Below are 24,360 nucleotides of genomic sequence, written 5' to 3' on the forward strand. Positions count from 1 at the left end.
GCTCATGAAAAACGTATCCCCAAGCTATCTCAAGCACCAGTTCCTGATTGCGATGCCGCACATGCATGATCAGAACTTCGCGCAGACCTTGACGTATATCGTCGAGCACAACGCCAATGGTGCAATGGGTCTGGTGATAAACCGCCCACAGAACCTGAATCTGGCCGATGTACTGGAACAACTGCGGCCGGAGCTGCCCGCTCCCGTACGTTGCCAGTACATCCCCATTCATGCAGGTGGTCCGGTACAGACTGACCGTGGTTTTGTGCTGCATCCTAGCGGCCAGGTATTCCAGGCAACGGTCGAGCTGGGCGGCGTCTCGCTGTCCACTTCCCAGGACGTGCTGTTCTCCATCGCCGACGGCTACGGTCCCGATCAGAATGTGATTGCCCTTGGCTACGCCGGCTGGGACGCGGGTCAACTGGATGCCGAAATGGCCGCCAATGCCTGGCTGACCTGCCCGTTCGATCCGGCAATCCTGTTCGATACCGACAGCGAACTGCGGCTCGACGCAGCGGCTGCGCGGCTGGGGATCAATCTCAATCTGCTTTCGACACAGGCGGGCCACGCCTGATGGCTGCATTGCGCCTGCTTCTGGGTTTCGACTACGGCACCAAACAGATCGGCATTGCGGTCGGCCAGGCCATTACCGGCCAGGCGCGTGAGCTTTGCACCCTCAAGGCGCAGAACGGCGTGCCGGACTGGGACAAGGTCCAGGCGCTGATCAACGAGTGGAAACCCGACGCTATCGTGGTTGGCCTGCCGCTGAACATGGATGGCACGCCCAGCGAAATGAGCGCCCGCGCCGAGAAGTTCTCGCGCAAGCTCAATGGCCGCTTCAATATCCCGGTCTACACCCACGACGAACGCCTGACCACCTTTGAAGCCAAGGGCGAGCGTATGGCGCGTGGCGGCCAGCGTGGCAGCTATCGCGACAACCCGGTGGATGCAATCGCCGCCGCACTGTTGCTGCAGGGTTGGCTCGATGCCAACTCCGAGTTGCTGAATGCGTGACTTTTTGCGTCGCAACAGCTTCGAGATACCCGGATTTCAAGTTTCCGCTTGAGCAACGCGCCCCTGGGCAGTGCTCAAGCCTTTCAAGGAGCAATCATGAGCTTGCCCAACCCTTCCAGTCTGATCAGTCAGATGGCCACCGATCTGAGCGCTCACCTGAGCAAGCGCGGCATCAGCGATCCTCGTTTCATCGGCATCCGCACCGGCGGTGTATGGGTCGCGCAGGCGCTGCTCAAGGCTCTGGACAACGATGCGCCGCTCGGCACGCTGGATGTTTCCTTCTATCGCGATGACTTCAGCCAGAACGGCCTGCACCCTCAGGTTCGCCCCTCGGAACTGCCCTTCGAGATCGAGGGCCAGCACTTGGTGCTGATCGATGACGTGCTCATGAGTGGCCGCACCATCCGCGCCGCCCTCAACGAACTGTTCGATTACGGACGTCCGGCCAGCGTCACGCTGGCCTGCCTGCTGGATCTGGACGCCGGTGAATTGCCGATTCGCCCCAATGTGGTCGGCGCGACACTGTCACTGGCACCCGACGAGCGCGTCAAGCTGACCGGCCCCGAGCCGCTGGCGCTCGAACTTCAAGACCTTTCCACCGCCTCAGCCCTTTAAGAGTCCCTTGCGATGACGCCTCTCGACGCCAAGCGCCCGCTGCAACTCAACCATCAGGGTCAGCTGCGCCATTTTCTGTCTCTGGACGGCTTGCCCCGCGAGCTGCTCACTGAAATCCTCGACACGGCTGACTCGTTCCTTGAAGTCGGCGCCCGGGCGGTGAAGAAAGTCCCGCTGTTGCGTGGCAAGACCGTCTGCAACGTGTTCTTCGAGAACTCGACGCGCACCCGTACAACTTTCGAGCTCGCAGCCCAGCGGCTGTCCGCCGACGTCATCACCCTCAACGTCTCGACCTCTTCCACCAGCAAGGGCGAAACGCTGTTCGACACCCTGCGCAATCTGGAAGCGATGTCGTACGGCATGCCGACTCCGGCGCGGCGCACTTCATTGCCGAGCACGTCTGTCCGGAAGTGGCGATCATCAACGGCGGCGATGGCCGTCACGCGCACCCGACCCAGGGCATGCTCGACATGCTGACGATCCGTCGGCACAAGGGCAGTTTCGAGAACCTGTCGGTGGCCATTGTCGGCGACATCCTGCATTCGCGGGTGGCACGCTCGAACATGCTCGCCCTCAAGGCACTGGGCTGCCCCGACATCCGCGTCATCGGGCCGAAAACCCTGCTGCCGGTCGGCATCGAACAATACGGCGTCAAGGTCTACACCGACATGGCCGCCGGCCTGAAGGATGTCGACGTAGTGATCATGCTGCGCCTGCAACGCGAGCGCATGACCGGCGGCCTGCTGCCCAGCGAAGGCGAGTTCTACCGCCTGTTCGGCCTGACCACGGCACGACTGGCCGGCGCGAAGCCGGATGCAATCGTCATGCACCCAGGACCGATCAACCGCGGCGTGGAAATCGAATCGGCGGTGGCCGACGGCCCGCATTCGGTAATTCTCAATCAAGTGACCTACGGGATCGCCGTGCGCATGGCCGTACTGTCCATGGCCATGAGCGGACAAACCGCACAACGACAATTCGAGCAGGAGAACGCCCTGTGAAGCTCAGCATTCTCGGCGCTCGCGTCATTGATCCGAACAGCGGTCTGGATAAAGTTACCGACCTGCACATCGAAGCCTGCAAAATCCTAGCAATCGGCGCGGCGCCTGCCGGCTTCGAGGCCGCGCAAACCATCGACGCCAGCGGCCTGGTCGCCGCTCCGGGTCTGGTGGACCTCAACGTTTCCCTGCGCGAGCCGGGCTACAGCCGCAAAGGCACCATCGCCAGCGAAACCCGCGCGGCAACGGCAGGTGGCGTGACCAGCCTGTGCTGCCCTCCGCGTACCAAACCGGTGCTCGACACGTCAGCGGTTGCCGAGCTGATTCTGGATCGCGCCCGCGAAGCCGGTTACAGCAAGGTTTTCCCGGTCGGCGCACTGAGCAAAGGCCTGGAAGGTGAACAACTGGCCGAACTGATTGCCCTGCGCGACGCCGGTTGCGTGGCTTTCGGCAATGGCCTGAGCAGCTTCAACAATACCCGCACGCTGTGCCGGGCGCTGGAATATGCCGCCACTTTCGACCTGACGGTGATCTTCAATTCCCAGGACCGCGACCTGGCTGAAGGCGGCCTGGCCCATGAAGGCCCGACTGCCAGCTTCCTCGGTCTGGCCGGAATTCCGGAAACCGCCGAGACCGTAGCGCTGGCCCGCGACCTGCTGCTGGTGGAACAAAGCGGCGTGCGTGCGCACTTCAGCCAGTTGACCAGCGCCCGTGGTGCCGCGCTGATCGCTCAGGCGCAAGCCCGCGGCCTGCCGGTCACCGCCGACGTGGCGTTGTATCAACTGATTCTGACCGATGAAGCGCTGATCGACTTCTCCAGCCTGTATCACGTCCAGCCGCCACTGCGCACCCGCGCCGACCGCGACGGTCTGCGTGAAGCGGTGAAATCGGGAGTGATTCAGGCGATTTCCAGCCACCACCAGCCTCACGAGCGTGACGCCAAGCTGGCACCGTTCGGCGCAACCGAGCCGGGCATCAGCAGCGTCGAGTTGCTGCTGCCACTGGCGATGACCCTGGTTGCAGATGGCCTGCTTGACCTGCCGACCCTGATCGCTCGCCTGAGCGCTGGCCCGGCAGCCGCCTTGCGCCTGCCGGCCGGACATCTGAGCGCAGGTTCGGCCGCCGATCTGGTGCTGTTCGACCCGACAGCCTCCACGGTAGCCGGCGAGAACTGGCTGTCCAAAGGCGATAACTGTCCGTTCCTCGGCCATTGCCTGCCGGGCGCGGTACGTTACACGCTGGTGGACGGCCGGATCAGTTACACCGCCTGACCCCGCCTCACGGATGAATACCGTCTTGCCCCGTCGCGGACAAGCCTCCTCCCACAGATTGAAATTCACCCTGTGGAAGGGAGCTTGCCCGCGACAGCGGCATTACAGGCATCAAAAACACATGGGAAGCGGATTCATTCAAGAACAACCTCAGCCGCGCTGCGCATTCCTGATGGAAATCTGGTTATTCATGGTCCAGAAGTCGTACAGCACGCCCAGCAGAAAAAGCCCGCCAGTCAGCAGATAGATCAGCCCGGTAATCCACTTGCCCTGATACATGCGGTGCACGCCGAAAATCCCCAGGAACGTCAGCAGCAGCCACGCCACACTGTAATCGGTGGAGCCCTGGGTGAAGCGCAGGTCGGCTTCACGGTCCATGGCCGGAATCAGAAACAGGTCGATCAGCCAGCCAATCCCCAACAGGCCAAAAGTGAAGAACCAGATGGTCCCGGTCACCGGCTTGCCGTAGTAAAAACGGTGCGCGCCAAGAAAGCCGACGATCCACAGCAGATACCCCAACACCTTGCTGTGCGTATCCGGACGATAGCTGTTCATTTCTTACCCCTTTGAACTGATAGAAAAAAATATGTGTGAGTTTTGTGACTTTCACGCCTTCTTCCGACGTATGGCACAACCCTCTGAATGGACAGGCCAACCCCTTGTAAGCAAAGGGATTGAGCAGAAACTGGAAAGAGTGTGTCGCATAAAACGTAAGGATGCGACTGTGATCGAGTCGACAAATGGGGTCAGGTTTTGTCAAAAAGCTGTTATAAAGTTGCGCGCTGACCACTACGAGCCCTGCCGCATGCGTCCTTTTTTCAAGACATGGCTAACCATTTGCCTATTTATGCCTCTGGCCGCCCACGCCACCAACCGTGAGCAACAGCTTCCTGCGAGCTTCACCGGCTACACCGCGAAGAGCCACTTTTCACCTGTTATCACGCCTCGCACGATTTCTCCGCAGACCACTATCCCGCTGAGCATTCAGAGCACAGCCGAGACTCAGATTCCGGCACCGCGAAAGAATTCAGCCAAGTCGGCAAAAGCCAGGACACTGCCGACCGCCAATGCAAATGCCAAACAAGGCAATGCCGTTGTGAAACGCGCCTTGCAGGCAGTCGGCACCCCTTATCGCTGGGGCGGCAACACGCCTGGCAAGGGACTGGATTGCAGCGGACTGGTGAAATACGCCTTCAACGATGTGCAGGAAGTCGATCTGCCACGCACCTCCAATGCCATGGCCGAAGGTCACGGCCAGAAAGTCGAGCGCAAGGACCTGAAACCGGGCGACCTGCTGTTCTTCAACATCAAGAGCCGCAAGATCAACCATGTCGCCATCTATCTGGGCAATGACCGCTTCGTCCATGCCCCGCGTCGCGGCAAGGCAGTGACCGTCGATACGCTGAAAAAGCCGTACTGGAACAGTCACTACAAGATCGCCAAGCGCGTACTGCCAAAGCAGACAACGCCGCTGCACGTCGCCCAGCGCTGAGAGCAAGGCCTGCCTTCCCGGGCAGGCCACTGCCTGACTAGAAGTTGTCAGGCACCTTGGCCCGTTCACGGGCACTTTCGCGGGTAACCAGCCCCCTCTTCACCAGATCTGCCAGACACATATCCAGGGTCTGCATGCCTATCGAGCCGCTGGTCTGGATGGTCGAGTACATCTGCGCCACCTTGTCTTCGCGGATCAGGTTACGAATCGCCGGGGTGCCCATCATGATTTCATGGGCCGCCACCCGGCCGCCGCCGACCTTCTTGAGCAGCGACTGCGACACCACCGCATGCAGTGACTCGGAGAGCATGGAGCGGATCATGGATTTTTCCTGCGCAGGAAATACGTCCACGACCCGGTCGATGGTCTTGGCTGCCGAAGTAGTGTGCAAGGTGCCAAATACCAGGTGTCCGGTTTCGGCGGCGGTCAGCGCCAGGCGAATGGTTTCCAGGTCACGCAGCTCACCGACCAGAATCACGTCCGGGTCTTCACGCAGGGCCGAGCGCAGGGCCTCCGAGAAGCCCAGCGTATCGCGATGCACTTCACGCTGGTTGACCAGACACTTCTTCGATTCGTGAACGAATTCGATAGGGTCTTCGATGGTCAGGATATGGTGATGCTTGTTGCAGTTCAGGTAATCGATCATCGCCGCAAGGGTGGTCGACTTGCCCGAGCCGGTCGGCCCGGTGACCAGGATCAGGCCACGCGGCACGTCGGTAATCTTGCGAAATATTTCCCCCATCCCCAGATCTTCCATGCTCAGGATCTTCGAGGGAATGGTCCGAAACACCGCGCCAGCACCGCGGTTCTGGTTGAAGGCATTGACCCGAAAGCGTGCGATCCCCGGCACCTCGAACGAAAAGTCGGTCTCCAGGTTTTCCTCGAAAACCTGACGCTGCTTGTCGTTCATGATGTCGTAGATCAGCGCCTTGACCTCCTTGGCATCCAGCGGCGGCAGGTTGATCCGCCGCACATCGCCGTCAACCCGGATCATCGGTGGCAGGCCCGCAGAGAGGTGCAAGTCCGACGCGCCCTGTTTGGCACTGAAAGCCAACAGCTCGGTAATATCCATACAGCTCCTCAATCACATAGAATGCCGCAGACTTTAGCCCTGCTGGCGCAAATCAATGTCCACGATAGCAGCGAACATTTCAACGCTCGAAGCACGAATTAGCGCAGCGGCCCACGCGGCGCAACGCGAACCGTCCGCCATCGGCCTGCTGGCGGTCAGCAAGACCAAGCCGGCCAGCGATCTGCGCGAGGCCTTTGCTGCCGGTCTGCGCGACTTTGGCGAGAATTATCTGCAGGAAGCCCTGGGCAAACAGCTCGAATTGGCCGACCTGCCCTTGTGTTGGCATTTCATCGGCCCCATTCAGTCGAACAAGACGCGCGCTATCGCCGAGAACTTCGCCTGGGTACATTCCGTGGATCGCCTGAAAATCGCTCAACGCCTGTCCGAACAACGGCCTGACAACCTTGAGCCGCTCAATATCTGCATTCAGGTCAATGTCAGCGGCGAAGCGAGCAAATCGGGTTGCACGCCCCAGGACCTCCCGGCGCTGGCTACCGCCATCGGCGAATTACCGCGCCTGAAACTGCGCGGGTTGATGGCAATTCCCGAACCGACAGAAGACAGCGCCGCACAGAACGCCGCGTTTGCTGCCGTGCGCAAGCTGCAAGAACAGCTGAACCTGCCACTGGACACACTTTCCATGGGCATGAGCCACGACCTGGAGGCCGCCGTTGCACAGGGCGCGACCTGGGTGCGGATCGGCACTGCTCTTTTTGGCGCCCGTGACTACGGCCAGCCATAACCCCACGTATAAGGACCCCTGTCATGAGCAAGACTCGTATCGCCTTTGTCGGCGCCGGAAACATGGCCGCCAGCCTGATCGGCGGGCTGCGCGCCCAGGGAGTGGAAGCTGCACAGATCCGCGCCAGTGATCCGGGCGCCGAAACCCGCGAGCGGATCGCCGCCGAACATGGCATTGTCGTCGTTGCCGATAACGCAGAAGCCATCGAAGGCGCGGATGTGGTGCTGCTGGCAGTCAAGCCGCAAATGATGAAAGCCGTTTGCGAAGCCTTGCGCCCGAGCCTGAAACCTCAGCAACTGATAGTCTCCATTGCCGCAGGTATCACGTGTGCCAGCATGACCCAGTGGCTGGGCGAACAGCCGATCGTGCGTTGCATGCCCAATACCCCGGCGCTGCTGCGCCAGGGCGTCAGCGGTCTGTACGCCACCGACAAGGTGAACGGCACGCAACGCGATCAGGCCGAGCAGTTGCTGTCGGCGGTAGGCATTGCGGTATGGCTGGATGAAGAGAAGCAACTGGATGCCGTGACGGCTGTTTCCGGCAGCGGTCCGGCGTATTTCTTCCTGATGATCGAAGCGATGACCACTGCGGGCGTAAAACTGGGGCTGCCTGAAGAGGTCGCGAAAAAACTCACCCTGCAAACCGCTCTCGGTGCCGCGTTGATGGCCACCGGAAGCGATGTGGATGCAGCCGAATTGCGTCGTCGCGTCACCTCCCCTGCCGGCACCACGGAAGCCGCCATCAAGGCATTCCAGGCGGGTGGTTTTGAAGCGCTGGTAGAAACGGCCCTCAGCGCCGCCGACAATCGTTCGGCAGAGCTGGCCGAACTACTGGGCAAATAATTTTCTAGGCCTTTCTGGAGCAGATCGATGATTGGATTGAACACCGCTGCAATTTACGTCTTGCAAACCATCGGCAGTCTTTATCTGTTGATCATCCTGCTGCGCTTCGTGCTGCAACTGGTGCGGGCGAACTTCTACAACCCGCTGAGCCAGTTCACCGTAAAAGCCACCCAGCCCTTGCTCAAGCCTCTGCGCCGGATCATTCCGAGCGTGTTTGGCCTGGACATGTCTTCCCTGGTGCTGGCGATCATCGTGCAACTGGTGCTCATGGCCCTGACCCTGCTGCTCAGCTATGGCACCACCGGTGATCCACTGCACCTGTTGCTGTGGGCGATCATTGGCGTGACCGCGCTGTTCCTGAAGATATTCTTCTTTGCCCTGATCATCAGCGTGATCCTGTCCTGGGTTGCACCGGGCAGCCACAATCCGGGCGCCGAGCTGGTCAACCAGATCTGCGAACCGGCACTGGCGCCGTTCCGCAAGATCCTGCCCAATCTGGGCGGCCTGGACCTCTCGCCGATCATCGCCTTCCTGGTGCTCAAGCTGCTGGATATGCTGGTCATCAACAACCTGGCGGCCATGAGCATGATGCCGCAGGTTCTGCGCATGCTGATCTGACTCTTTCGCGGATGAATTGGCTCCTACAGCCTGTGTGGGAGCGGATTCATCCGCGAAGACCATTTACTTTGTTGCCGCTCCCCCCCGCGATCTTTAGACTTACGCCTCATTCAAGCGAGAGCAGGGTCGATGCCCACGGTCTTCCCCCACGATTCTGTCGGTCTGGTCACACCGCAACTGGCGCATTTCAGCGAGCCCCTGGCCCTGGCCTGCGGTCGTTCCTTGCCAGCCTACGACCTCATTTATGAAACCTACGGCCAGCTCAACGCTGCGCGCAGCAACGCCGTACTGATCTGCCATGCACTCTCCGGGCATCATCATGCTGCCGGCTTCCACAGCCCGGAAGATCGCAAGCCCGGTTGGTGGGACAGTTGCATCGGTCCCGGCAAGCCTATCGATACCAACAAGTTCTTCGTGGTCAGCCTGAACAATCTGGGCGGCTGCAACGGCTCGACCGGTCCCAGCAGCATCGACCCGGAAACCGGCAAGCCGTTCGGCGCCAACTTCCCGGTGGTGACCGTGGAAGACTGGGTCAACAGTCAGGCACGGCTCGCCGACCGGCTGGGTATCGAGCAGTGGGCGGCGATTGTCGGCGGCAGCCTGGGCGGCATGCAGGCGCTGCAATGGACCATCAGCTACCCCGATCGCGTACGCCATTGCCTGGCAATCGCTTCGGCGCCAAAGCTGTCGGCACAGAACATCGCCTTCAACGAGGTCGCCCGTCAGGCGATTCTCACCGACCCGGAATTCCACGGCGGGTCCTTCCAGGAACAGGGCGTGATTCCCAAGCGCGGCCTGATGCTGGCGCGCATGGTCGGGCATATCACCTATCTGTCCGATGATTCCATGGGCGAGAAATTCGGCCGAGGCCTCAAGAGCGAAAAGCTCAACTACGACTTCCACAGCGTGGAATTCCAGGTCGAAAGCTACCTGCGCTATCAGGGCGAAGAGTTTTCCGGGCGCTTCGATGCCAACACGTATCTGTTGATGACCAAGGCGCTGGACTACTTCGATCCGGCAGCGAACTTCGATGACAACCTGGCAAAAACCTTCGCCGCAGCCACCGCGAAGTTCTGCGTGATGTCCTTCACCACCGACTGGCGTTTCTCGCCGGCCCGCTCGCGCGAGCTGGTGGATGCGTTGATGGCTGCGCGCAAGGACGTCTGCTACCTGGAAATCGACGCGCCGCAAGGGCACGACGCCTTTCTGATCCCGATCCCGCGCTACCTGCAGGCTTTCGGTAACTACATGAACCGAATTTCGTTGTGAGGACGCCATGAGAGCCGACCTTGAGATCATCCAGGAATGGATCCCCGCTGGCAGCCGCGTGCTCGACCTGGGGTGTGGCGATGGCGAACTGCTGACCTGGCTGCGCGACAACAAGCAGGTCACCGGCTACGGCCTTGAAAATGACCCGGACAACATTGCCGAGTGCGTGGCCAAGGGCATCAACGTGATCGAGCAGGACCTGGACAAGGGCCTGGGCAACTTTGCCAGCAACAGCTTCGATATCGTGGTCATGACCCAGGCCCTGCAGGCCGTGCATTACCCGGACAAGATCCTCGACGAAATGCTGCGCGTCGGTCGCCAGTGCATCATTACCTTCCCGAACTTCGGCCACTGGCGCTGCCGCTGGTATCTGGCGAGCAAGGGCCGCATGCCGGTGTCCGAGTTCCTGCCTTACACCTGGTACAACACGCCGAACATCCACTTCTGCACCTTTGAAGACTTTGAAGCGCTGTGCCGCGAGCGCGAGGCCCAGGTGATCGACAGGCTTGCCGTCGATCAACAACACCGCCATGGGTGGGCCAGCAAGCTATGGCCTAATCTGTTGGGTGAAATCGGCATTTACCGGGTCAGCAGCCCCGGTCTGCTCGATCATCAGGTCGCGGTCTGATCCATAGACTTTCAAGGAGAACGAACATGAGTCGCCTGGCTATTTTCCTGCTGACTGCCTGCCTGGGACTGCCTGTCGTGGCAGCCGACGCCATCAAGGGTGAGCGACAGGAAAGGTTTGGCGACACGACCGTTCACTACTCCACTTTCAACTCGACCTTCCTGCAGCCGGAAATCGCCAAGGGCACGGAGTTGATCCGCAGCAAGAATCAGGGCGTGATCAACATCTCGGTGCTCAAGGATGGCAAACCACAAGTGGCGCAGGTCAGCGGTACGATCAAGGACCTGACCAGTGCTTCGATCCCGCTGAGCTTCAAGCAGATCACCGAACGCGGCGCGGTCTACTACATCGCGCAATATCCTGTGCCGCAGCAGGAAAACCGAACCTTCGACATCCACGTTAAAACTGGCAGCGATACCCACAGCTTCAGTTTCAACCAAGAGCTTTTCCCGGGCCAATGATGAACCTTACGCAACTTGTATTGGCCAGCCACAACGGCGGCAAACTCAAAGAACTCCAGGCCATGCTGGGCGACAGTGTGCAACTGCGCTCCGTGGGCGAATTCAGCAAGATCGAGCCGGAAGAAACCGGCCTGTCGTTCGTCGAGAACGCGATCCTCAAGGCGCGCAACGCCTCGCGGCTGTCAGGCCTGCCGGCACTGGCAGATGATTCGGGGCTGGCGGTGGATTTTCTCGGTGGCGCACCCGGCATCTACTCGGCCCGCTACGCCGACGGCCAGGGCGATGCCGCCAACAACGCCAAATTGCTGGAAGTGTTGGAAGACGTGCCTGACGAGCAACGCGGTGCGCAGTTCGTCTGCGTGCTGGCGCTGGTTCGCCATGCCGACGATCCGCTGCCGATTCTCTGCGAAGGCCTGTGGCACGGGCGCATTCTGCATGCCGCCAGCGGCGCGCATGGCTTTGGTTATGACCCGCTGTTCTGGGTGCCGGAGCGCAACTGCTCCAGCGCCGAACTCAGCCCTGCCGAGAAAAACCAGCTCAGCCATCGCGCCCGCGCCATGGTCATCCTGCGTCAGCGCCTGGGTCTGCAATGATCCAGGATCCACCTGCGCAGCGCCTGTTTCCCGGTGAAACCGGTTTCTCGTCCGCAAGCCCAAGGGCTGCCCTGCCACAACTGCCACCGCTGTCGCTGTACATCCATATTCCGTGGTGCGTACGCAAATGCCCGTACTGCGACTTCAACTCGCACACCGCCAGCCCGGTGCTGCCGGAGCAGGAGTATGTCGACGCACTGCTGGCCGACCTGGATCTGGACCTGCCGCACGTGCATGGCCGGGAACTGCGCTCGATCTTCTTTGGCGGCGGCACGCCGAGCCTGTTCAGCGCCGAAGCCCTTGGGCGCCTGCTGGCCGGTGTCGAGCAGCGCATTCGTTTTGCCAGCGACATCGAAATCACCCTGGAAGCCAACCCCGGCACCTTCGAGCAGGTCAAGTTCAGTGCCTATCGCGGACTGGGCATCAATCGGCTGTCGATCGGCATCCAGAGTTTCCAGGAAGCCAAGCTCAAGGCTCTGGGACGGATTCACAACGGTGACGAAGCGATTCGCGCTGCGGACATGGCGCGCAGGGCCGGCTTCGACAACTTCAACCTGGACCTGATGCACGGCCTGCCGGACCAATCCCAGGACGAAGCGTTGAACGACCTGCGCCAGGCCATTGCCCTGGCGCCGACGCATCTGTCCTGGTATCAGCTGACGCTTGAGCCCAACACGGTGTTCTGGAACCAGCCACCGGTGCTGCCCGAAGACGATATCCTCTGGGACATCCAGGAAACCGGTCAGCAATTGCTCGCCGACAGCGGCTATGCCCAATACGAAGTCTCGGCCTATGCCCAGCCGGGCAAGGCGGCGCGGCATAACCTCAATTACTGGAGCTTCGGCGACTTCATCGGCATCGGCGCAGGCGCCCACGGCAAGCTCAGCCATCCGGACGGGCGCATTGTGCGCACCTGGAAGACTCGTCTGCCCAAGGATTATCTGAATCCGAAGAAGCCCTTCCAGGCAGGCTCCAAGCTGCTGAGCGTCGAGGAATTGCCCTTTGAGTTCCTGATGAATGCACTGCGCCTGACAAATGGTGTGGACGCTGCATTATTTGCCGAAAGAACAGGTCTAAGCGTCGATTCACTGGCCGAAGCCCGCAGACAAGCCGAACAACGCGGCCTGCTGCTGGCCGACCCGACACGTCTGGTCGCCACTCCCCAAGGCCAGCTTTTTCTCAATGACTTGCTGCAATACTTTCTGATCTAAGGACCCTGCATGGATCTCATACTCGATCTGCTCGCCACCGTCTCGCGCTGGAGTCGCAGCAATCTTTCAGAAATTTCCCTGGCACTGGTCGGCTGCCTGTTGGTGCTGTTTGGCTCGGACTTCAAGGTATGGATCGAACAGCGCATCAGCAGCATGACAGGTGCATTGCGCATCCCGCTGCTGGCCTTGCTGTGCACCATCGGCAGTGGCCTGGCTCTGATCTATGCCACACCCTGGGTGGTGCGCGGCCTTAGCCAGTTCAACAACTACAGCCTGGCGCCGGTATTGCTGGTGGTATTGGTGTTGATCGGCGTGATTGCAGACCGAAAATAGCTTTCGCGGACAACCCCGCTCCCACGACGTCTGAACTGCCCCCCAAGGGTTGGATTGTCCAACTCCTTGGGGGCAGTTCAGTCTGTGGGAGCGAATTCATTCGCGAACAGGATCAGGCCAGCTTCTCGAACTTCAGATCCCAGACGCCATGTCCAAGACGCTCGCCACGGCGCTCGAACTTGGTGATCGGGCGCTCCTGGGGACGCGGCACGTACTGGTTGTCTTCAGCCTGATTGCGATAACCAGGCGCGACGCTCATCACTTCCAGCATGTACTCGGCATAGGGTTCCCAGTCGGTGGCCATATGGAATACACCGCCGACCTTAAGCTTGCTGCGCACCAGTGCCGCGAATTCGGGCTGCACGATGCGGCGCTTGTGGTGACGGCTCTTGTGCCATGGATCGGGGAAGAACAGCATCAGGCGGTCGAGGCTGTTATCGGCCACGCAACGATTCAATACTTCAATCGCATCGCAATCGTAGACCCGCACGTTGCTCAGGCCCTGGGTCAGCACGCCGTTCAACAGCGCGCCCACGCCCGGCGAGTGCACTTCGACACCGATGAAATCGTGCTCGGGTGCAGCCGCGGCCATTTCCAGCAGCGAATGGCCCATGCCGAAACCGATTTCCAGGGTGCGCGGCGCAGAGCGACCGAACACCTGATCGAAATCCACCGGTGCATCGGTCAATTGCAGCCCGAACTTCGGCAACCCCTGATCCAGACCGCGTTGCTGGCCTTCGGTCATGCGCCCGGCGCGCATCACGAAGCTCTTGATGCGGCGGTGATGGCGCTCTTCGCCTTCTTCGGTAGCAGGCGACTCTGGGTGTGGAACGTGCGAATCAGTCATCAACGAGCTCTTACTTGATCAGGCCATCCAGCGGCGAAGATGCGCTGGCATAGAGTTTTCTTGGCATACGCCCGGCGAGATAGGCCAGGCGACCGGCAATTACAGCGTGTTTCATGGCCTCGGCCATCATGACCGGCTGCTGGGCATGGGCGATGGCCGAGTTCATCAGCACGGCTTCGCAGCCCAGCTCCATGGCGATGGTGGCATCGGACGCAGTGCCGACACCGGCATCGACCAGCACCGGCACCCTGGTTTCTTCCAGGATGATCTGCAGGTTGTACGGGTTACAGATCCCCAGGCCACTGCCGATCAGGCCGGCCAGCGGCATGATTGCGATACAGCCGATTTCCGCCAGTTGCCGGGCGATGATCGGGTCGTCGCTGGTGTAGACCATCACGTCGAAGCCATCCTTGACCAGCACTTCGGCGGCCTTGAGGGTTTCGATCACGTTGGGGAACAGGGTTTTCTGGTCGGCCAGCACTTCCAGCTTGACCAGATTTCGGCCGTCGAGCAGTTCGCGGGACAGGCGGCAGGTACGCACCGCTTCGACCGCATCGAAGCAACCGGCGGTGTTGGGCAGAATGGTGTAGCGGTCCGGCGGCAGGACGTCGAGCAGGTTCGGCTCGCCCGGGTTCTGGCCCAGGTTGGTACGCCGCACGGCAACCGTGACGATTTCTGCGCCCGAGGCTTCGATGGCCAGGCGGGTCTGTTCCATATCCGCGTACTTGCCGGTACCTACCAGCAGGCGCGATTCAAAAGTCCGACCGGCCAGGATGAATGGCTTGTCGCTGCGAACATTGCTCATCGGAAATCCTCTTTAACTAGCACAATGGGGTCATTGCGGTGCCGGGGGCTAGCCGCCGCCGATGGCATGTACCACTTCGACCTGATCGCCTTCGGACAGGACCGTGGATACATGCTGGCTGCGGGGCACGATATCCAGGTTCAGCTCGACGGCTACCCGGCGCCCGGCAAGATCCAGACGAGCCAACAACGCCGCGACGGTTTCACCATCGGGCAATTCAAAGGATTCACCGTTCAACTGAATGTGCATGCGCGACTGCAGCCATCATTTTAGGGGCCAGCATTCTAGCCCGATCAGCCGGTATGACCAAGGCAAAGCCGCGCCATTCGTCTCAAGCGCGGCCAGTCGTTACTGGGAGATGCCGCCCAGGCGCCAGGCTGCAACACCCAGCGTCAGCCAGCCGATCAGGAAAGCCAGCCCGCCGAACGGCGTCACGATCCCCAGCTTGCTGATGCCGGTCAGCGTCAACAGATAAAGGCTGCCGGAGAACAGCACGATACCAATCGCAAACGAAAAACCGGCCCAGGTCACCAGCCGGCCGGGAATCTGTGCCGCCAGCACCGCCACACCCAGCAAGGCCAGCGCATGCACCAACTGGTAGAGCACGCCGGTATGGAAAATCGCCAGATACTCAGGCGTCAGGCGACCTTTGAGGCCATGGGCGGCGAATGCCCCCAGCGCCACGCCGGTAAAACCGAAAAAGGCAGCCAGCATCAGAAAACTACGAAGCATCAGGATCTCCAGTCAAAAATCGTCCAAAGGCGCACGGTCTGTATAATGGCCCGCTCAACGGGTTCGGCCAAGCCATCTCTATGCTGCGTTATCTCTTGCATCGTATCGCCAAAGCCCTGCTGTGGTTCGCAGCGGGTAGTTTCGTTCTGGTTCTGGTCCTGCGCTGGGTCCCGCCTCCGGGCACCGCGCTGATGGTCGAGCGCAAGATTGAATCATGGGTCGATGGCGAACCTATTGACCTGCAGCGCACCTGGCAGCCGTGGGGGCGGATCTCCGACAGCCTGAAAATCGCGGTCATTGCCGGTGAAGACCAGAAATTCGCCGAGCACTGGGGCTTCGATATCAGCGCAATCCAGGCGGCGATCCTGCACAACGAACGTGGCGGCTCGATCCGCGGCGCCAGTACGTTGAGCCAGCAGGTCGCGAAAAACCTGTTCCTGTGGTCCGGGCGCAGCTACCTGCGCAAGGGGCTGGAAGCCTGGTTCACGGCACTGATCGAGCTGCTGTGGTCCAAGGAACGCATCCTTGAGGTGTACCTCAACAGCGTCGAATGGGACGAAGGCGTCTTTGGTGCCCAGGCCGCCGCGCAGCATCACTTCCGCATCAACGCCAGCGCCCTGTCGACCCAGCAGGCCAGCTATCTGGCCGCCGTACTGCCCAACCCACGCCAATGGAGCGCCAGCCACCCCAGCAGCTACGTCTCGCGCCGCGCCGGCTGGATTCGCCAACAGATGCGTCAGTTGGGTGGGGACAGTTATCTGGCGGGGCTGAACAACAGCCGCCGCCTGTAGGAACGAACTCATTCGCGAATGAAGGCTTTCGCGGATAACTCCACCTCCACATCCAGAAACAAAAACGCCCTGATGATCAGGGCGTTTTCTTATGCGGCTATCGAGGTCTTGAGCTTGTTCATCGCGCTCTTTTCGAGCTGGCGAATACGCTCGGCGGAGACGTTGTACTTCTGCGCCAGATCATGCAGCGTGGCCTTTTCTTCTGCCAGCCAGCGCTGGTAGAGGATGTCGCGGCTACGCTCGTCCAGTACATCCAGGGCCTGATGCAGGTTGGCCGTGGAGTTGTCGGTCCAGTCGGAGTCTTCCAACTGTCGCGCCGGATCGTAGCGATGATCTTCAAGGTAGTTGGCCGGCGACTGGAACGCGCTGTCGTCGTCAGCTTCGGATGCAGGATCGAAGGCCATGTCCTGACCGGTCAGGCGACTCTCCATCTCGCGCACTTCACGCGGCTCGACCCCCAGGCTTTCGGCGACACGATGCACTTCATCGTTGTTCAGCCAGGCCAGACGCTTCTTCTGGCTGCGCAGGTTGAAGAACAGCTTGCGCTGCGCCTTGGTCGTGGCGACCTTGACGATGCGCCAGTTGCGCAGGATGAACTCGTGGATTTCAGCCTTGATCCAGTGCACGGCGAACGACACCAGACGCACGCCCATCTCGGGGTTGAAGCGTTTGACGGCCTTCATCAGACCGACGTTGCCTTCCTGGATCAGGTCGGACTGTGCCAGACCGTAACCCGAATAACTGCGTGCGATATGCACAACGAAACGCAGGTGGGCGAGGACCATTTGCCGGGCAGCGTCCAGATCCTGCTCGTAGTAGAGACTCTCAGCCAGTTCACGCTCCTGCTCCGGCGTAAGCAGCGGAATGCTGTTCACCGTGTGCACATAGGCTTCCAGGTTCGCACCCGGGACCAAGGCATATGCAGGTTGCAAAGAAGTGGTCATACGAAAAAACCTCCAGCTCACATGACTCGTGCAGTTCAGCACTGCAAAATTGACCGGGAACCGCTATTCAAGTTCCCTAAGCTCAAAGTCAATCAGGTTAAACAAAATTCATTTCAGCGTGGCGCCAGCTCTCGCAAATGGCGGGCCACCGCAATCCATGCACCGATATACCCTAACAACACCGCTCCAAGCAAGAGCGACAGACCGTCGGCCAATGGAACCCCGGCCAGCGAAAAGTCGCTGCCGTAAAGCCCCGCCAGCCCGACGACCGAATCATTCAGCCAGTCCAGGCCAAACGCCAGCACTCCCCAGGACAGGAAGCCCGCCCCGAAACCATACAGCGCGCCCATATAAAGGAAGGGCCTGCGCACATAGCTGTCGGTACCGCCAACCAGCTTGATGACTTCAATCTCGGTACGGCGGTTCTCGATATGCAGACGAATGGTGTTGCCAATCACTAGCAGCAAAGCGGAAACCAGCAAGACCGTCAAGCCGAAGACGAAACGATCACCGAGCTTGAGAATCGCCGCCAGACGCTCAACCCAGACCAGATCGAGCTGGGCCTGCTGAACCTTGGGCAGTTCGGCCAGTCGGCCACGCAAGGCTTCGAGAGCCGGCTTGTCGACTTCATTGGGAGTGACAAGCACCACGCCCGGCAACGGGTTCTGCGGCAATTCCTTGAGCGCTTCGCCCAGGCCGGATTGCTGCTGGAACTCGCCCAGCGCCTGCTCGCTGCTGATGTACTCGGCCTCGGCAACGCCCGGCATGCCTTTGATTTCATCACGCAACCGGGCGCCATCGGCGCTGCTGGCGTTCAGGTCCAGATAGATCGAAATCTGCGCAGCACGCTGCCATGAACCACCCAGACGCTCGACATTGCTCAACAGCAATGACAGGCCCATAGGCAGGCTCAAGGCAATGGCCATGACCAGACAGGTAAAGAAACTGCCAATCGGCTGTTTGCCCAGACGGCGCAGGCTGTCGAGCAGGCTGGAACGGTGGCTTTCCAGCCATGCCGCCAGCAAGGTGTTGAAATCCGGACCATCGTCGTCATGGTCCTGACGTTTTTTCGGTTTCTGCGGAGACGGTTCTGCGGCTTTCGGCGCAACGCGATCCGATACCTTGGGACTGCGGGTGGCGCTCATGCTCCAGCCTCCCCGTCACCGATCAGACGGCCACGCTGCAAGGTCAGCATGCGGTGGCGCATACGGGCGATCAGCGCCAGGTCGTGACTGGCGATCAGCACGCTGGTCCCCAGGCGGTTGATATCTTCGAACACACCCATGATTTCCGCTGCCAGTCGTGGGTCGAGGTTACCGGTCGGCTCATCGGCCAGCAGCAAGGCCGGACGATGGACGATGGCACGGGCAATACCGACGCGCTGCTGCTGGCCGGTGGACAAGTCACCGGGATATAGCTGGGCCTTGTCGGAAAGAGCCACCCGCTCCAGCGCCGAATCGACACGCTTGGCGATATCGACCTTGGACAGCCCGAGGATCTGCAAGGGCAGCGCAATGTTGTTGAACACCGTGCGGTCGAACAGCAACTGGTGGTTCTGGAACACCACGCCGATCTGCCGCCGCAGGAACGGGATCTGGGCGTTGCTGATCTGCCCGAGGTCCTGGCCCGCCAGCATCAGTTTGCCTGTGGTCGGGCGCTCCATGGCCAGCAACAGGCGCAGCAAAGTACTTTTACCGGCACCGGAATGGCCGGTGACGAACAGGAACTCACCGCGACGCACTCGAAAGCTCAGTTCATGCAATCCGACATGTCCATTCGGATAACGCTTACCGACCTGCTCGAAACGAATCATGTACGCTCCCGCTCCGCAAACAGAGCCTGAACAAAGGGTTCGGCCTCGAAGGTACGCAGATCATCGATGCCTTCACCCACACCGATATAACGAATCGGCAAACCGAACTGCTTGGCCAGGGCGAAGATCACGCCGCCTTTTGCCGTGCCGTCGAGTTTAGTGAGTGCCAGGCCGGTCAGCGCGACCGTCTGGTGGAATTGCTTGGCCTGATTGATTGCGTTCTGCCCGGTACCGGCATCGAGCACCAGCAAGACTTCGTGAGGCGCTTCGCCATCCAGCTTGCCGATGACCCGGCGCACCTTCTTCAGCTCTTCCATCAGGTTGTCTTTGGTGTGCAGGCGGCCAGCGGTGTCGGCGATCAATACATCGATGCCACGCGCCTTGGCGGCCTGCACGGCGTCGAAGATGACCGAGGCCGAATCGGCACCCGTGTGCTGGGCAATCACCGGAATCTGGTTGCGCTCGCCCCAGACCTGCAATTGCTCGACAGCCGCGGCACGGAAGGTATCGCCCGCCGCGAGCATGACCTTCTTGCCTTCGAGTTGCAGCTTCTTGGCCAGCTTGCCGATGGTGGTGGTCTTGCCCGCGCCATTGACGCCCACCACCAGAATCACGAACGGCTTGTGCTCGGACTTGATGACCAGCGGCTGTTCGACCGGCTTGAGCATCGCGGCCAGTTCACCCTGCAGCGAGGTATACAGCGCCTGCGCGTCGGTGAGCTGCTTGCGCGCCACCTTCTGGGTCAGGCTCTGGATAATCACCGAGGTCGCCTCGACACCCACGTCGGCGGTCAGCAGACGGGTTTCGATCTCTTCAAGCAGGTCATCGTCGATGGCCTTCTTGCCCAGGAACAGACTGGCCATGCCTTCGCCAATGCTGGCGCTGGTTTTCGACAAACCTTGCTTGAGGCGCGCAAAGAAACCCACTTTTGGGGCTTCTGCCTGCGGATCGACTGGCACCGGAACAGTATCGGCAACAGGCTCGACGACCGTGGACACAGGCTGTTGCACTTCAGGTGCGACGACTGGCGGCGCAACTTCCACTACAGGCGCAGCAACCGGCTCGATCACCGGCTCGGCGATCTGCTGCACGGCTGGCTGCTCGGGAATCGGCGGCGTGACATGCGCTTCACGCTCGTCAGTGAATGCCACGGGCTCTTCAGCCACAGGCAACGTCAGCCACGGCTGCGGAGCAGGCTCACCCGGTTGCACGGAAGCCTGAGGCTCCGGCGCGGCAACTTCGGATGCAGGCTCGGGAGTGGGTAGCGGGGCGAGTTGCGGCTCAGCAGAGGGCGGCGCTTCGACGACCGGCTCGGGCTGGGCTGTGGATAACTCTTGCTCGGGCTGAACGGTTTCCTGCGGTTTCTTGCGCAGCCATCCGAACAGGCCTTTCTTTTCCCCGGCCGCGGCTGGGGTCTTCTTGTCGTCGTTGGAACCAAACATGGAGGACGGCTATCTCAAGGTAGCGAAACGCCATAGGGCGATTCGGAAAATTCTGACATTACCAAGACTGCTTTCAGGGCTGCTTGTTCACCAGGCATTTGTTAACGAGCCTGATGTTTGACCGTGATTTGAACAGGTTTCACTCGCACTTGGCTAATGAAGGCTGTTTCTGTAGCAAACGGATCAGTATCCTAACACCCCCGCGCCCGCCGACGCTAAGTTCAAGCGGGCAGTCCTACAGGTTCAAATAACGAATGAATGCTCTAGCCCGCCGCGCCGCTGGCCTGCTGCTCAGCACAATTTGTCTGCCCCTGACAGCATTGGCCGCCGATCCACAGCCTACTCATGAATTCATGCTCGACAATGGCCTGAAAGTCATCGTCCGGGAAGACCATCGCGCTCCGGTCGTCGTTTCGCAGATCTGGTACAAGGTCGGCTCCAGCTATGAGACGCCGGGCCAGACCGGTCTGTCCCACGCCCTTGAGCACATGATGTTCAAAGGCAGCAGCAAGACCGGTCCAGGTGAGTCCTCGCTGATCCTGCGTGATCTGGGTGCCGAAGAGAACGCCTTCACCAGCGACGACTACACCGCTTACTACCAGCTTCTGGCCAAGGACCGCCTGAGTGTGGCCCTGGAACTGGAAGCCGATCGCATGGCAACCCTCAAGCTGCCTGCCGACGAGTTCAGCCGCGAGATCGAAGTCATCAAGGAAGAGCGCCGCCTGCGCACCGATGACAAGCCCTTGAGCAAGGTCTTCGAGCGTTTCAAGGCCATGGCCTACCCGGCCAGCGGCTATCACACCCCGACCATCGGCTGGATGAAAGACCTGGACCGCATGCAGGTCGAGGAACTGCGCCACTGGTACGAATCCTGGTACACCCCCAACAACGCCACGCTGGTGGTAGTGGGCGATGTGCAGCCGGACGAAGTCAAAGCCCTGGCCGAACGCTTTTTCGGCCCGATTCCGCGTCGTGCTGTGCCACCGGCGAAAAAGCCGCTGGAACAGGCAGAGCCCGGCGAGCGCCGCTTCAGCATGCACGTCAAGACTCAGCAGCCAAGCCTGGTTCTCGGCTTCAACGTGCCAAGCCTGAGCACCGCCGAAGACCCGCGCCCGATCAACGCCCTGCGCCTGATCGCGGCCCTGCTTGACGGTGGTTACAGCGCGCGCATCCCGACGCGCCTGGAACGTGGCGAAGAACTGGTTTCCGGTGCATCGTCCATGTACAACGCCTTCACCCGTGGCGATAGCCTGTTCCTGATCAGCGCCACCCCCAACGCGCAGAAGAAAAAGACCCTGGCCGATGCCGAAGCGGGTATCTGGCGTCTGCTCAATGAACTGAAAACCAAGGCACCTTCGGCCGAAGAGCTGGAGCGCGTGCGGGCCCAGGTCATTGCCGGCGTAGTCTACGAGCGCGATTCGATCACCAGCCAGGCCACCACCATCGGCCAACTGGAAACCGTCGGCCTGTCGTGGAAACTGATCGACGAAGAACTGGCCGCCCTGCAAAGCGTGACGCCGCAGGACATCCAGCAAGCTGCCAACACCTATTTCACCCGTGAACGCCTCAGCGTTGCACACGCTCTGCCTGAGGAGAAAGCCAAATGATCAAGCGCACTACTCCCCGCCACGCCCTGCTGGGCCTGGCACTGAGCGCGACCCTCGGCGCACTGGCCACCCAACCGGTACTGGCAGACAATGCCGCCGCCAGCAGCAGCGCTCAGGCCACGCCGCAACTGGGCAGCCAGTTGCAGACCCTCAAGGAACTGGACGGCAAGGCCCCGGCCCGCCGCACGCTGAACATCCAGACCTGGAACACCGCCGAAGGCGCCAAGGTGCTGTTTGTCGAGTCCCGCGAACTGCCGATGTTCGACCTGCGCCTGATCTTCGCCGCAGGCAGCAGTCAGGACCAGGCCTCTCCGGGCATCGCCCTGCTGACCAATGCCATGCTCAACGAAGGCGTCAAGGGCAAGGATGTCAGCGCTATCGCCCAGGGTTTTGAAGGCCTTGGCGCCGATTTCAGCAACGGTTCCTACCGGGACATGGCCGTGGCCTCGCTGCGCAGCCTCAGCGCGACGGACAAACGCGAGCCGGCCCTGAAACTGTTTGGCGAAGTGGTCGGCAAGCCCACCTTCCCGACTGACTCGCTGGCCCGTATCAAGAATCAGTTGCTCGCCAGCTTCGAGCAGAAAAAACAGAACCCGGGCGCAATTGCCGGCCAGGAACTGTTCAAGAAGCTGTACGGCAACCATCCTTACGGCCACCCGAGCGATGGCGATGCGAAAAGCATCAACGCCATCACTCTCGCGCAACTCAAGGCCTTCCATACCAAGGCTTATGCGGCTGGCAACACGGTAATTGCACTGGTCGGCGACCTGTCGCGTGACGAAGCGCAAGCCATCGCCGCAAACGTCTCGGCTTCGCTGCCAAAAGGCCCGGCGTTGCCGAAAATCGCCAAGGCTGTCGATCCCGAACCTGGCAGCACGCATATCGAGTTCGCATCCAACCAGACACACCTGATGCTCGCGCAGATGGGCATTGACCGGAATGACCCGGACTACGCCGCGCTCAGCATTGGCAACTCGGTATTGGGGGGTGGCGGTTTCGGCAGCCGCCTGATGACCGAGGTCCGGGAAAAACGCGGGCTGACCTATGGCGTGTCGTCCGGGTTCAGCCCGATGCAAGCGCTGGGGCCTTTCACGATCAGCCTGCAAACCCGCGCCGACATGAGTGAAAACACTCTGAAACTGGTGCAGGACATCGTGCGCGACTTCCTCGCCAATGGCCCGACCCAGAAAGAAATCGACGACGTCAAACGCGAGCTCACCGGCAGCTTCCCGCTGACCGCCGCCAACAACTCGGCGATTGTCGGCCAGTTGGGCTCCATCGGTTTCTATGACCTGCCACTGACCTTCCTGGAGGATTACATGACCCAGGCCCAGAGCGTGACGGTCGAGCAGGTCAAGGCAGCCATGAACAAACACCTGAGCGCCGACAAGATGGTCATCGTGACCGTCGGCCCGAACGTGCCGCAGAAACCGCTGCCAGCGCCGACCGATAAACCCGTTCAACGACCTACAGGGGTTCCGGAACACTAATGGCCAATCCACGTCCAAAGAACCACAACGGTCTGGGTCAACTGCGCATCATCGGCGGGGAATGGGGCAGCCGTCGGCTGACCTTCCCCGACGCTCCCGGCCTGCGCCCGACACCGGATCGCGTGCGCGAAACCCTGTTCAACTGGCTGGCCCCGCACATTGCCGGCGCCAGGGTGCTGGATGTCTTCACCGGCAGCGGCGCGCTGTATTTCGAGGCGCTGTCGCGTGGCGCCAGCATGGGCCTGGCGCTGGACAGCAACGCCGCTGCCATCGCCAGCCTGCGCCAGAACCTCAACCTGCTGAACTGCACCACCGGCCAGATCGCCCAGGCCGACGCCTTGCGCCACCTGGAAACGGCCGTGGCCACGCAGTTCGACGTCGTCTTCCTCGACCCGCCCTTCCATCAAGGATTGCTGGCATCGGCCTGCGCCCTGCTGGAAAGCCACGGCTGGCTGGCCGACAACGCCTGGATCTACACCGAAAGCGAAAACGCCCCCTCCACCACCGGCCTGCCGGGTAACTGGAGACTGCATCGCGAGAAAAAGGCCGGACAGGTTTATTACGCGCTTTGGCAGCGGGGGTAATTCCACACGGCAGGAGCGGTTTTAAGCGCGAAAATGTTGTCCAGAACGCCATATATATGGGATTCCGACGACTTCTTCGCGAATGAATTCGCTCCTGCGGGTGGCTCCGGATTCAAGACAGATATCCATAGAAGCCACTCAGCCAA

The 24,360-nt window shown here is 60.8% G+C and carries 28 protein-coding genes and 1 pseudogene; 19 read left to right on the forward strand and 10 right to left on the reverse strand.

Annotated elements, in window-relative coordinates; translation table 11 throughout:
* Positions 1 to 4: 4 nt before the first annotated feature.
* The 5 genes and pseudogenes from ALQ04_RS06520 (at position 5) to ALQ04_RS06540 (ending at position 3,898) form a co-directional block, all read left to right on the forward strand.
* Positions 5 to 574 carry a YqgE/AlgH family protein gene (locus ALQ04_RS06520; RefSeq protein WP_122315012.1) on the forward strand — a complete coding sequence of 190 codons (570 nt, stop codon included), beginning with the start codon at positions 5 to 7 and terminating at the stop codon, positions 572 to 574.
* Positions 574 to 1,014 (forward strand): Holliday junction resolvase RuvX, encoded by a 441-nt coding sequence (gene ruvX, locus ALQ04_RS06525; RefSeq protein ID WP_122315013.1) that lies wholly within the window; start codon positions 574 to 576, stop codon positions 1,012 to 1,014. The genes ALQ04_RS06520 and ruvX overlap by 1 nt, the downstream gene beginning before the upstream one ends.
* Before the next feature lie 96 nt (positions 1,015 to 1,110).
* Positions 1,111 to 1,629: a bifunctional pyr operon transcriptional regulator/uracil phosphoribosyltransferase PyrR gene (gene pyrR, locus ALQ04_RS06530; protein ID WP_122315014.1), complete on the forward strand. Its 519-nt coding sequence runs from the start codon at positions 1,111 to 1,113 to the stop codon at positions 1,627 to 1,629.
* Positions 1,630 to 1,641: 12 nt separating this feature from the next.
* Positions 1,642 to 2,630: pseudogene (locus ALQ04_RS06535) on the forward strand (aspartate carbamoyltransferase catalytic subunit).
* On the forward strand, positions 2,627 to 3,898 hold the full coding sequence (locus tag ALQ04_RS06540) for a dihydroorotase (RefSeq protein WP_122315015.1): 1,272 nt from the start codon (positions 2,627 to 2,629) through the stop codon (positions 3,896 to 3,898). Before ALQ04_RS06535 ends, ALQ04_RS06540 begins: the two are co-directional and overlap by 4 nt.
* Before the next feature lie 150 nt (positions 3,899 to 4,048).
* Here ALQ04_RS06540 and ALQ04_RS06545 read toward each other — a convergent pair whose 3' ends face one another.
* Positions 4,049 to 4,453: a TM2 domain-containing protein gene (locus ALQ04_RS06545; protein WP_122315016.1), complete on the reverse strand. Its 405-nt coding sequence runs from the start codon at positions 4,451 to 4,453 to the stop codon at positions 4,049 to 4,051.
* 250 nt (positions 4,454 to 4,703) lie between these two features.
* Between ALQ04_RS06545 and ALQ04_RS06550 the strand changes: the two genes are divergently transcribed.
* Positions 4,704 to 5,390: a C40 family peptidase gene (locus tag ALQ04_RS06550; protein ID WP_122315017.1), complete on the forward strand. Its 687-nt coding sequence runs from the start codon at positions 4,704 to 4,706 to the stop codon at positions 5,388 to 5,390.
* Between the two features lie 37 nt (positions 5,391 to 5,427).
* Here the strand turns inward: ALQ04_RS06550 and ALQ04_RS06555 are convergent, their stop codons facing one another.
* A complete protein-coding gene (locus tag ALQ04_RS06555) occupies positions 5,428 to 6,462 on the reverse strand; it encodes a type IV pilus twitching motility protein PilT (protein WP_122315018.1) in 1,035 nt (344 codons plus the stop codon).
* A 55-nt stretch (positions 6,463 to 6,517) separates the two neighbouring features.
* On the opposite strand from ALQ04_RS06555, the gene ALQ04_RS06560 reads away from it, so the two are divergent.
* From ALQ04_RS06560 to ALQ04_RS06600, 9 genes are all read left to right on the forward strand, one after another.
* On the forward strand, positions 6,518 to 7,204 hold the full coding sequence (locus ALQ04_RS06560) for a YggS family pyridoxal phosphate-dependent enzyme (protein WP_122315019.1): 687 nt from the start codon (positions 6,518 to 6,520) through the stop codon (positions 7,202 to 7,204).
* Between the two features lie 23 nt (positions 7,205 to 7,227).
* Complete coding sequence (proC, locus tag ALQ04_RS06565; RefSeq protein ID WP_122315020.1) at positions 7,228 to 8,046, forward strand: pyrroline-5-carboxylate reductase; 819 nt, start codon at positions 7,228 to 7,230, stop codon at positions 8,044 to 8,046.
* A 27-nt stretch (positions 8,047 to 8,073) separates the two neighbouring features.
* Entirely contained in the window at positions 8,074 to 8,664 is a 591-nt protein-coding gene (locus ALQ04_RS06570; RefSeq protein WP_122315021.1) for a YggT family protein, read from the forward strand.
* Between the two features lie 129 nt (positions 8,665 to 8,793).
* Entirely contained in the window at positions 8,794 to 9,933 is a 1,140-nt protein-coding gene (locus ALQ04_RS06575) for a homoserine O-acetyltransferase (protein ID WP_122315022.1), read from the forward strand.
* 7 nt (positions 9,934 to 9,940) lie between these two features.
* A complete protein-coding gene (gene metW / locus ALQ04_RS06580; RefSeq protein ID WP_122315023.1) occupies positions 9,941 to 10,561 on the forward strand; it encodes a methionine biosynthesis protein MetW in 621 nt (206 codons plus the stop codon).
* A 26-nt stretch (positions 10,562 to 10,587) separates the two neighbouring features.
* Positions 10,588 to 11,022, forward strand: coding sequence for a DUF4426 domain-containing protein (locus ALQ04_RS06585; RefSeq protein WP_122315024.1), 435 nt, complete (start codon positions 10,588 to 10,590; stop codon positions 11,020 to 11,022).
* The gene (gene rdgB, locus ALQ04_RS06590) at positions 11,019 to 11,615 is read left to right on the forward strand and encodes an RdgB/HAM1 family non-canonical purine NTP pyrophosphatase (protein ID WP_183142123.1); all 597 of its coding nucleotides are present in this window, start codon (positions 11,019 to 11,021) and stop codon (positions 11,613 to 11,615) included. Before ALQ04_RS06585 ends, rdgB begins: the two co-directional genes overlap by 4 nt.
* Entirely contained in the window at positions 11,612 to 12,826 is a 1,215-nt protein-coding gene (gene hemW / locus ALQ04_RS06595; protein WP_122315026.1) for a radical SAM family heme chaperone HemW, read from the forward strand. Before rdgB ends, hemW begins: the two co-directional genes overlap by 4 nt.
* Before the next feature lie 9 nt (positions 12,827 to 12,835).
* Positions 12,836 to 13,159: a DUF3392 domain-containing protein gene (locus tag ALQ04_RS06600; protein ID WP_122315027.1), complete on the forward strand. Its 324-nt coding sequence runs from the start codon at positions 12,836 to 12,838 to the stop codon at positions 13,157 to 13,159.
* A gap of 112 nt (positions 13,160 to 13,271) precedes the next feature.
* Here the strand turns inward: ALQ04_RS06600 and trmB are convergent, their stop codons facing one another.
* The 4 genes from trmB to ALQ04_RS06620 all read right to left on the reverse strand — a co-directional run bounded on the left by trmB (position 13,272) and on the right by ALQ04_RS06620 (position 15,543).
* Complete coding sequence (gene trmB, locus ALQ04_RS06605; RefSeq protein ID WP_221033392.1) at positions 13,272 to 13,919, reverse strand: tRNA (guanosine(46)-N7)-methyltransferase TrmB; 648 nt, start codon at positions 13,917 to 13,919, stop codon at positions 13,272 to 13,274.
* A 97-nt stretch (positions 13,920 to 14,016) separates the two neighbouring features.
* Positions 14,017 to 14,811 carry a thiazole synthase gene (locus ALQ04_RS06610; protein WP_122315029.1) on the reverse strand — a complete coding sequence of 265 codons (795 nt, stop codon included), beginning with the start codon at positions 14,809 to 14,811 and terminating at the stop codon, positions 14,017 to 14,019.
* A gap of 48 nt (positions 14,812 to 14,859) precedes the next feature.
* Entirely contained in the window at positions 14,860 to 15,060 is a 201-nt protein-coding gene (thiS, locus tag ALQ04_RS06615; protein ID WP_122315030.1) for a sulfur carrier protein ThiS, read from the reverse strand.
* 99 nt (positions 15,061 to 15,159) lie between these two features.
* The gene (locus tag ALQ04_RS06620) at positions 15,160 to 15,543 is read right to left on the reverse strand and encodes a DUF423 domain-containing protein (RefSeq protein ID WP_122315031.1); all 384 of its coding nucleotides are present in this window, start codon (positions 15,541 to 15,543) and stop codon (positions 15,160 to 15,162) included.
* Between the two features lie 80 nt (positions 15,544 to 15,623).
* On the opposite strand from ALQ04_RS06620, the gene mtgA reads away from it, so the two are divergent.
* Entirely contained in the window at positions 15,624 to 16,334 is a 711-nt protein-coding gene (mtgA, locus tag ALQ04_RS06625) for a monofunctional biosynthetic peptidoglycan transglycosylase (protein WP_122315032.1), read from the forward strand.
* An 89-nt stretch (positions 16,335 to 16,423) separates the two neighbouring features.
* Here mtgA and rpoH read toward each other — a convergent pair whose 3' ends face one another.
* The 4 genes from rpoH to ftsY all read right to left on the reverse strand — a co-directional run bounded on the left by rpoH (position 16,424) and on the right by ftsY (position 20,533).
* A complete protein-coding gene (gene rpoH / locus ALQ04_RS06630; protein WP_122315033.1) occupies positions 16,424 to 17,278 on the reverse strand; it encodes an RNA polymerase sigma factor RpoH in 855 nt (284 codons plus the stop codon).
* A gap of 113 nt (positions 17,279 to 17,391) precedes the next feature.
* Positions 17,392 to 18,423, reverse strand: a complete 1,032-nt coding sequence (gene ftsX, locus ALQ04_RS06635; RefSeq protein WP_122315034.1) for a permease-like cell division protein FtsX — start codon at positions 18,421 to 18,423, stop codon at positions 17,392 to 17,394.
* The gene (ftsE, locus tag ALQ04_RS06640; RefSeq protein ID WP_122315035.1) at positions 18,420 to 19,091 is read right to left on the reverse strand and encodes a cell division ATP-binding protein FtsE; all 672 of its coding nucleotides are present in this window, start codon (positions 19,089 to 19,091) and stop codon (positions 18,420 to 18,422) included. The genes ftsX and ftsE overlap by 4 nt, the downstream gene beginning before the upstream one ends.
* Positions 19,088 to 20,533 (reverse strand): signal recognition particle-docking protein FtsY, encoded by a 1,446-nt coding sequence (gene ftsY, locus ALQ04_RS06645; RefSeq protein WP_122315036.1) that lies wholly within the window; start codon positions 20,531 to 20,533, stop codon positions 19,088 to 19,090. The genes ftsE and ftsY overlap by 4 nt, the downstream gene beginning before the upstream one ends.
* A 254-nt stretch (positions 20,534 to 20,787) precedes the next feature.
* Between ftsY and ALQ04_RS06650 the strand changes: the two genes are divergently transcribed.
* From ALQ04_RS06650 to rsmD, 3 genes are read left to right on the forward strand one after another with little or no spacing between them, the layout of a single operon-like run.
* The gene (locus ALQ04_RS06650; protein WP_122315037.1) at positions 20,788 to 22,140 is read left to right on the forward strand and encodes a pitrilysin family protein; all 1,353 of its coding nucleotides are present in this window, start codon (positions 20,788 to 20,790) and stop codon (positions 22,138 to 22,140) included.
* Positions 22,137 to 23,630, forward strand: a complete 1,494-nt coding sequence (locus ALQ04_RS06655; RefSeq protein WP_122315038.1) for a pitrilysin family protein — start codon at positions 22,137 to 22,139, stop codon at positions 23,628 to 23,630. Before ALQ04_RS06650 ends, ALQ04_RS06655 begins: the two co-directional genes overlap by 4 nt.
* Positions 23,630 to 24,214 carry a 16S rRNA (guanine(966)-N(2))-methyltransferase RsmD gene (gene rsmD / locus ALQ04_RS06660; RefSeq protein WP_122315039.1) on the forward strand — a complete coding sequence of 195 codons (585 nt, stop codon included), beginning with the start codon at positions 23,630 to 23,632 and terminating at the stop codon, positions 24,212 to 24,214. The genes ALQ04_RS06655 and rsmD overlap by 1 nt, the downstream gene beginning before the upstream one ends.
* Positions 24,215 to 24,360 lie beyond the last annotated feature (146 nt).

Source organism: Pseudomonas cichorii, assembly GCF_003700275.1.
GTDB lineage: Bacteria > Pseudomonadota > Gammaproteobacteria > Pseudomonadales > Pseudomonadaceae > Aquipseudomonas > Aquipseudomonas cichorii_B.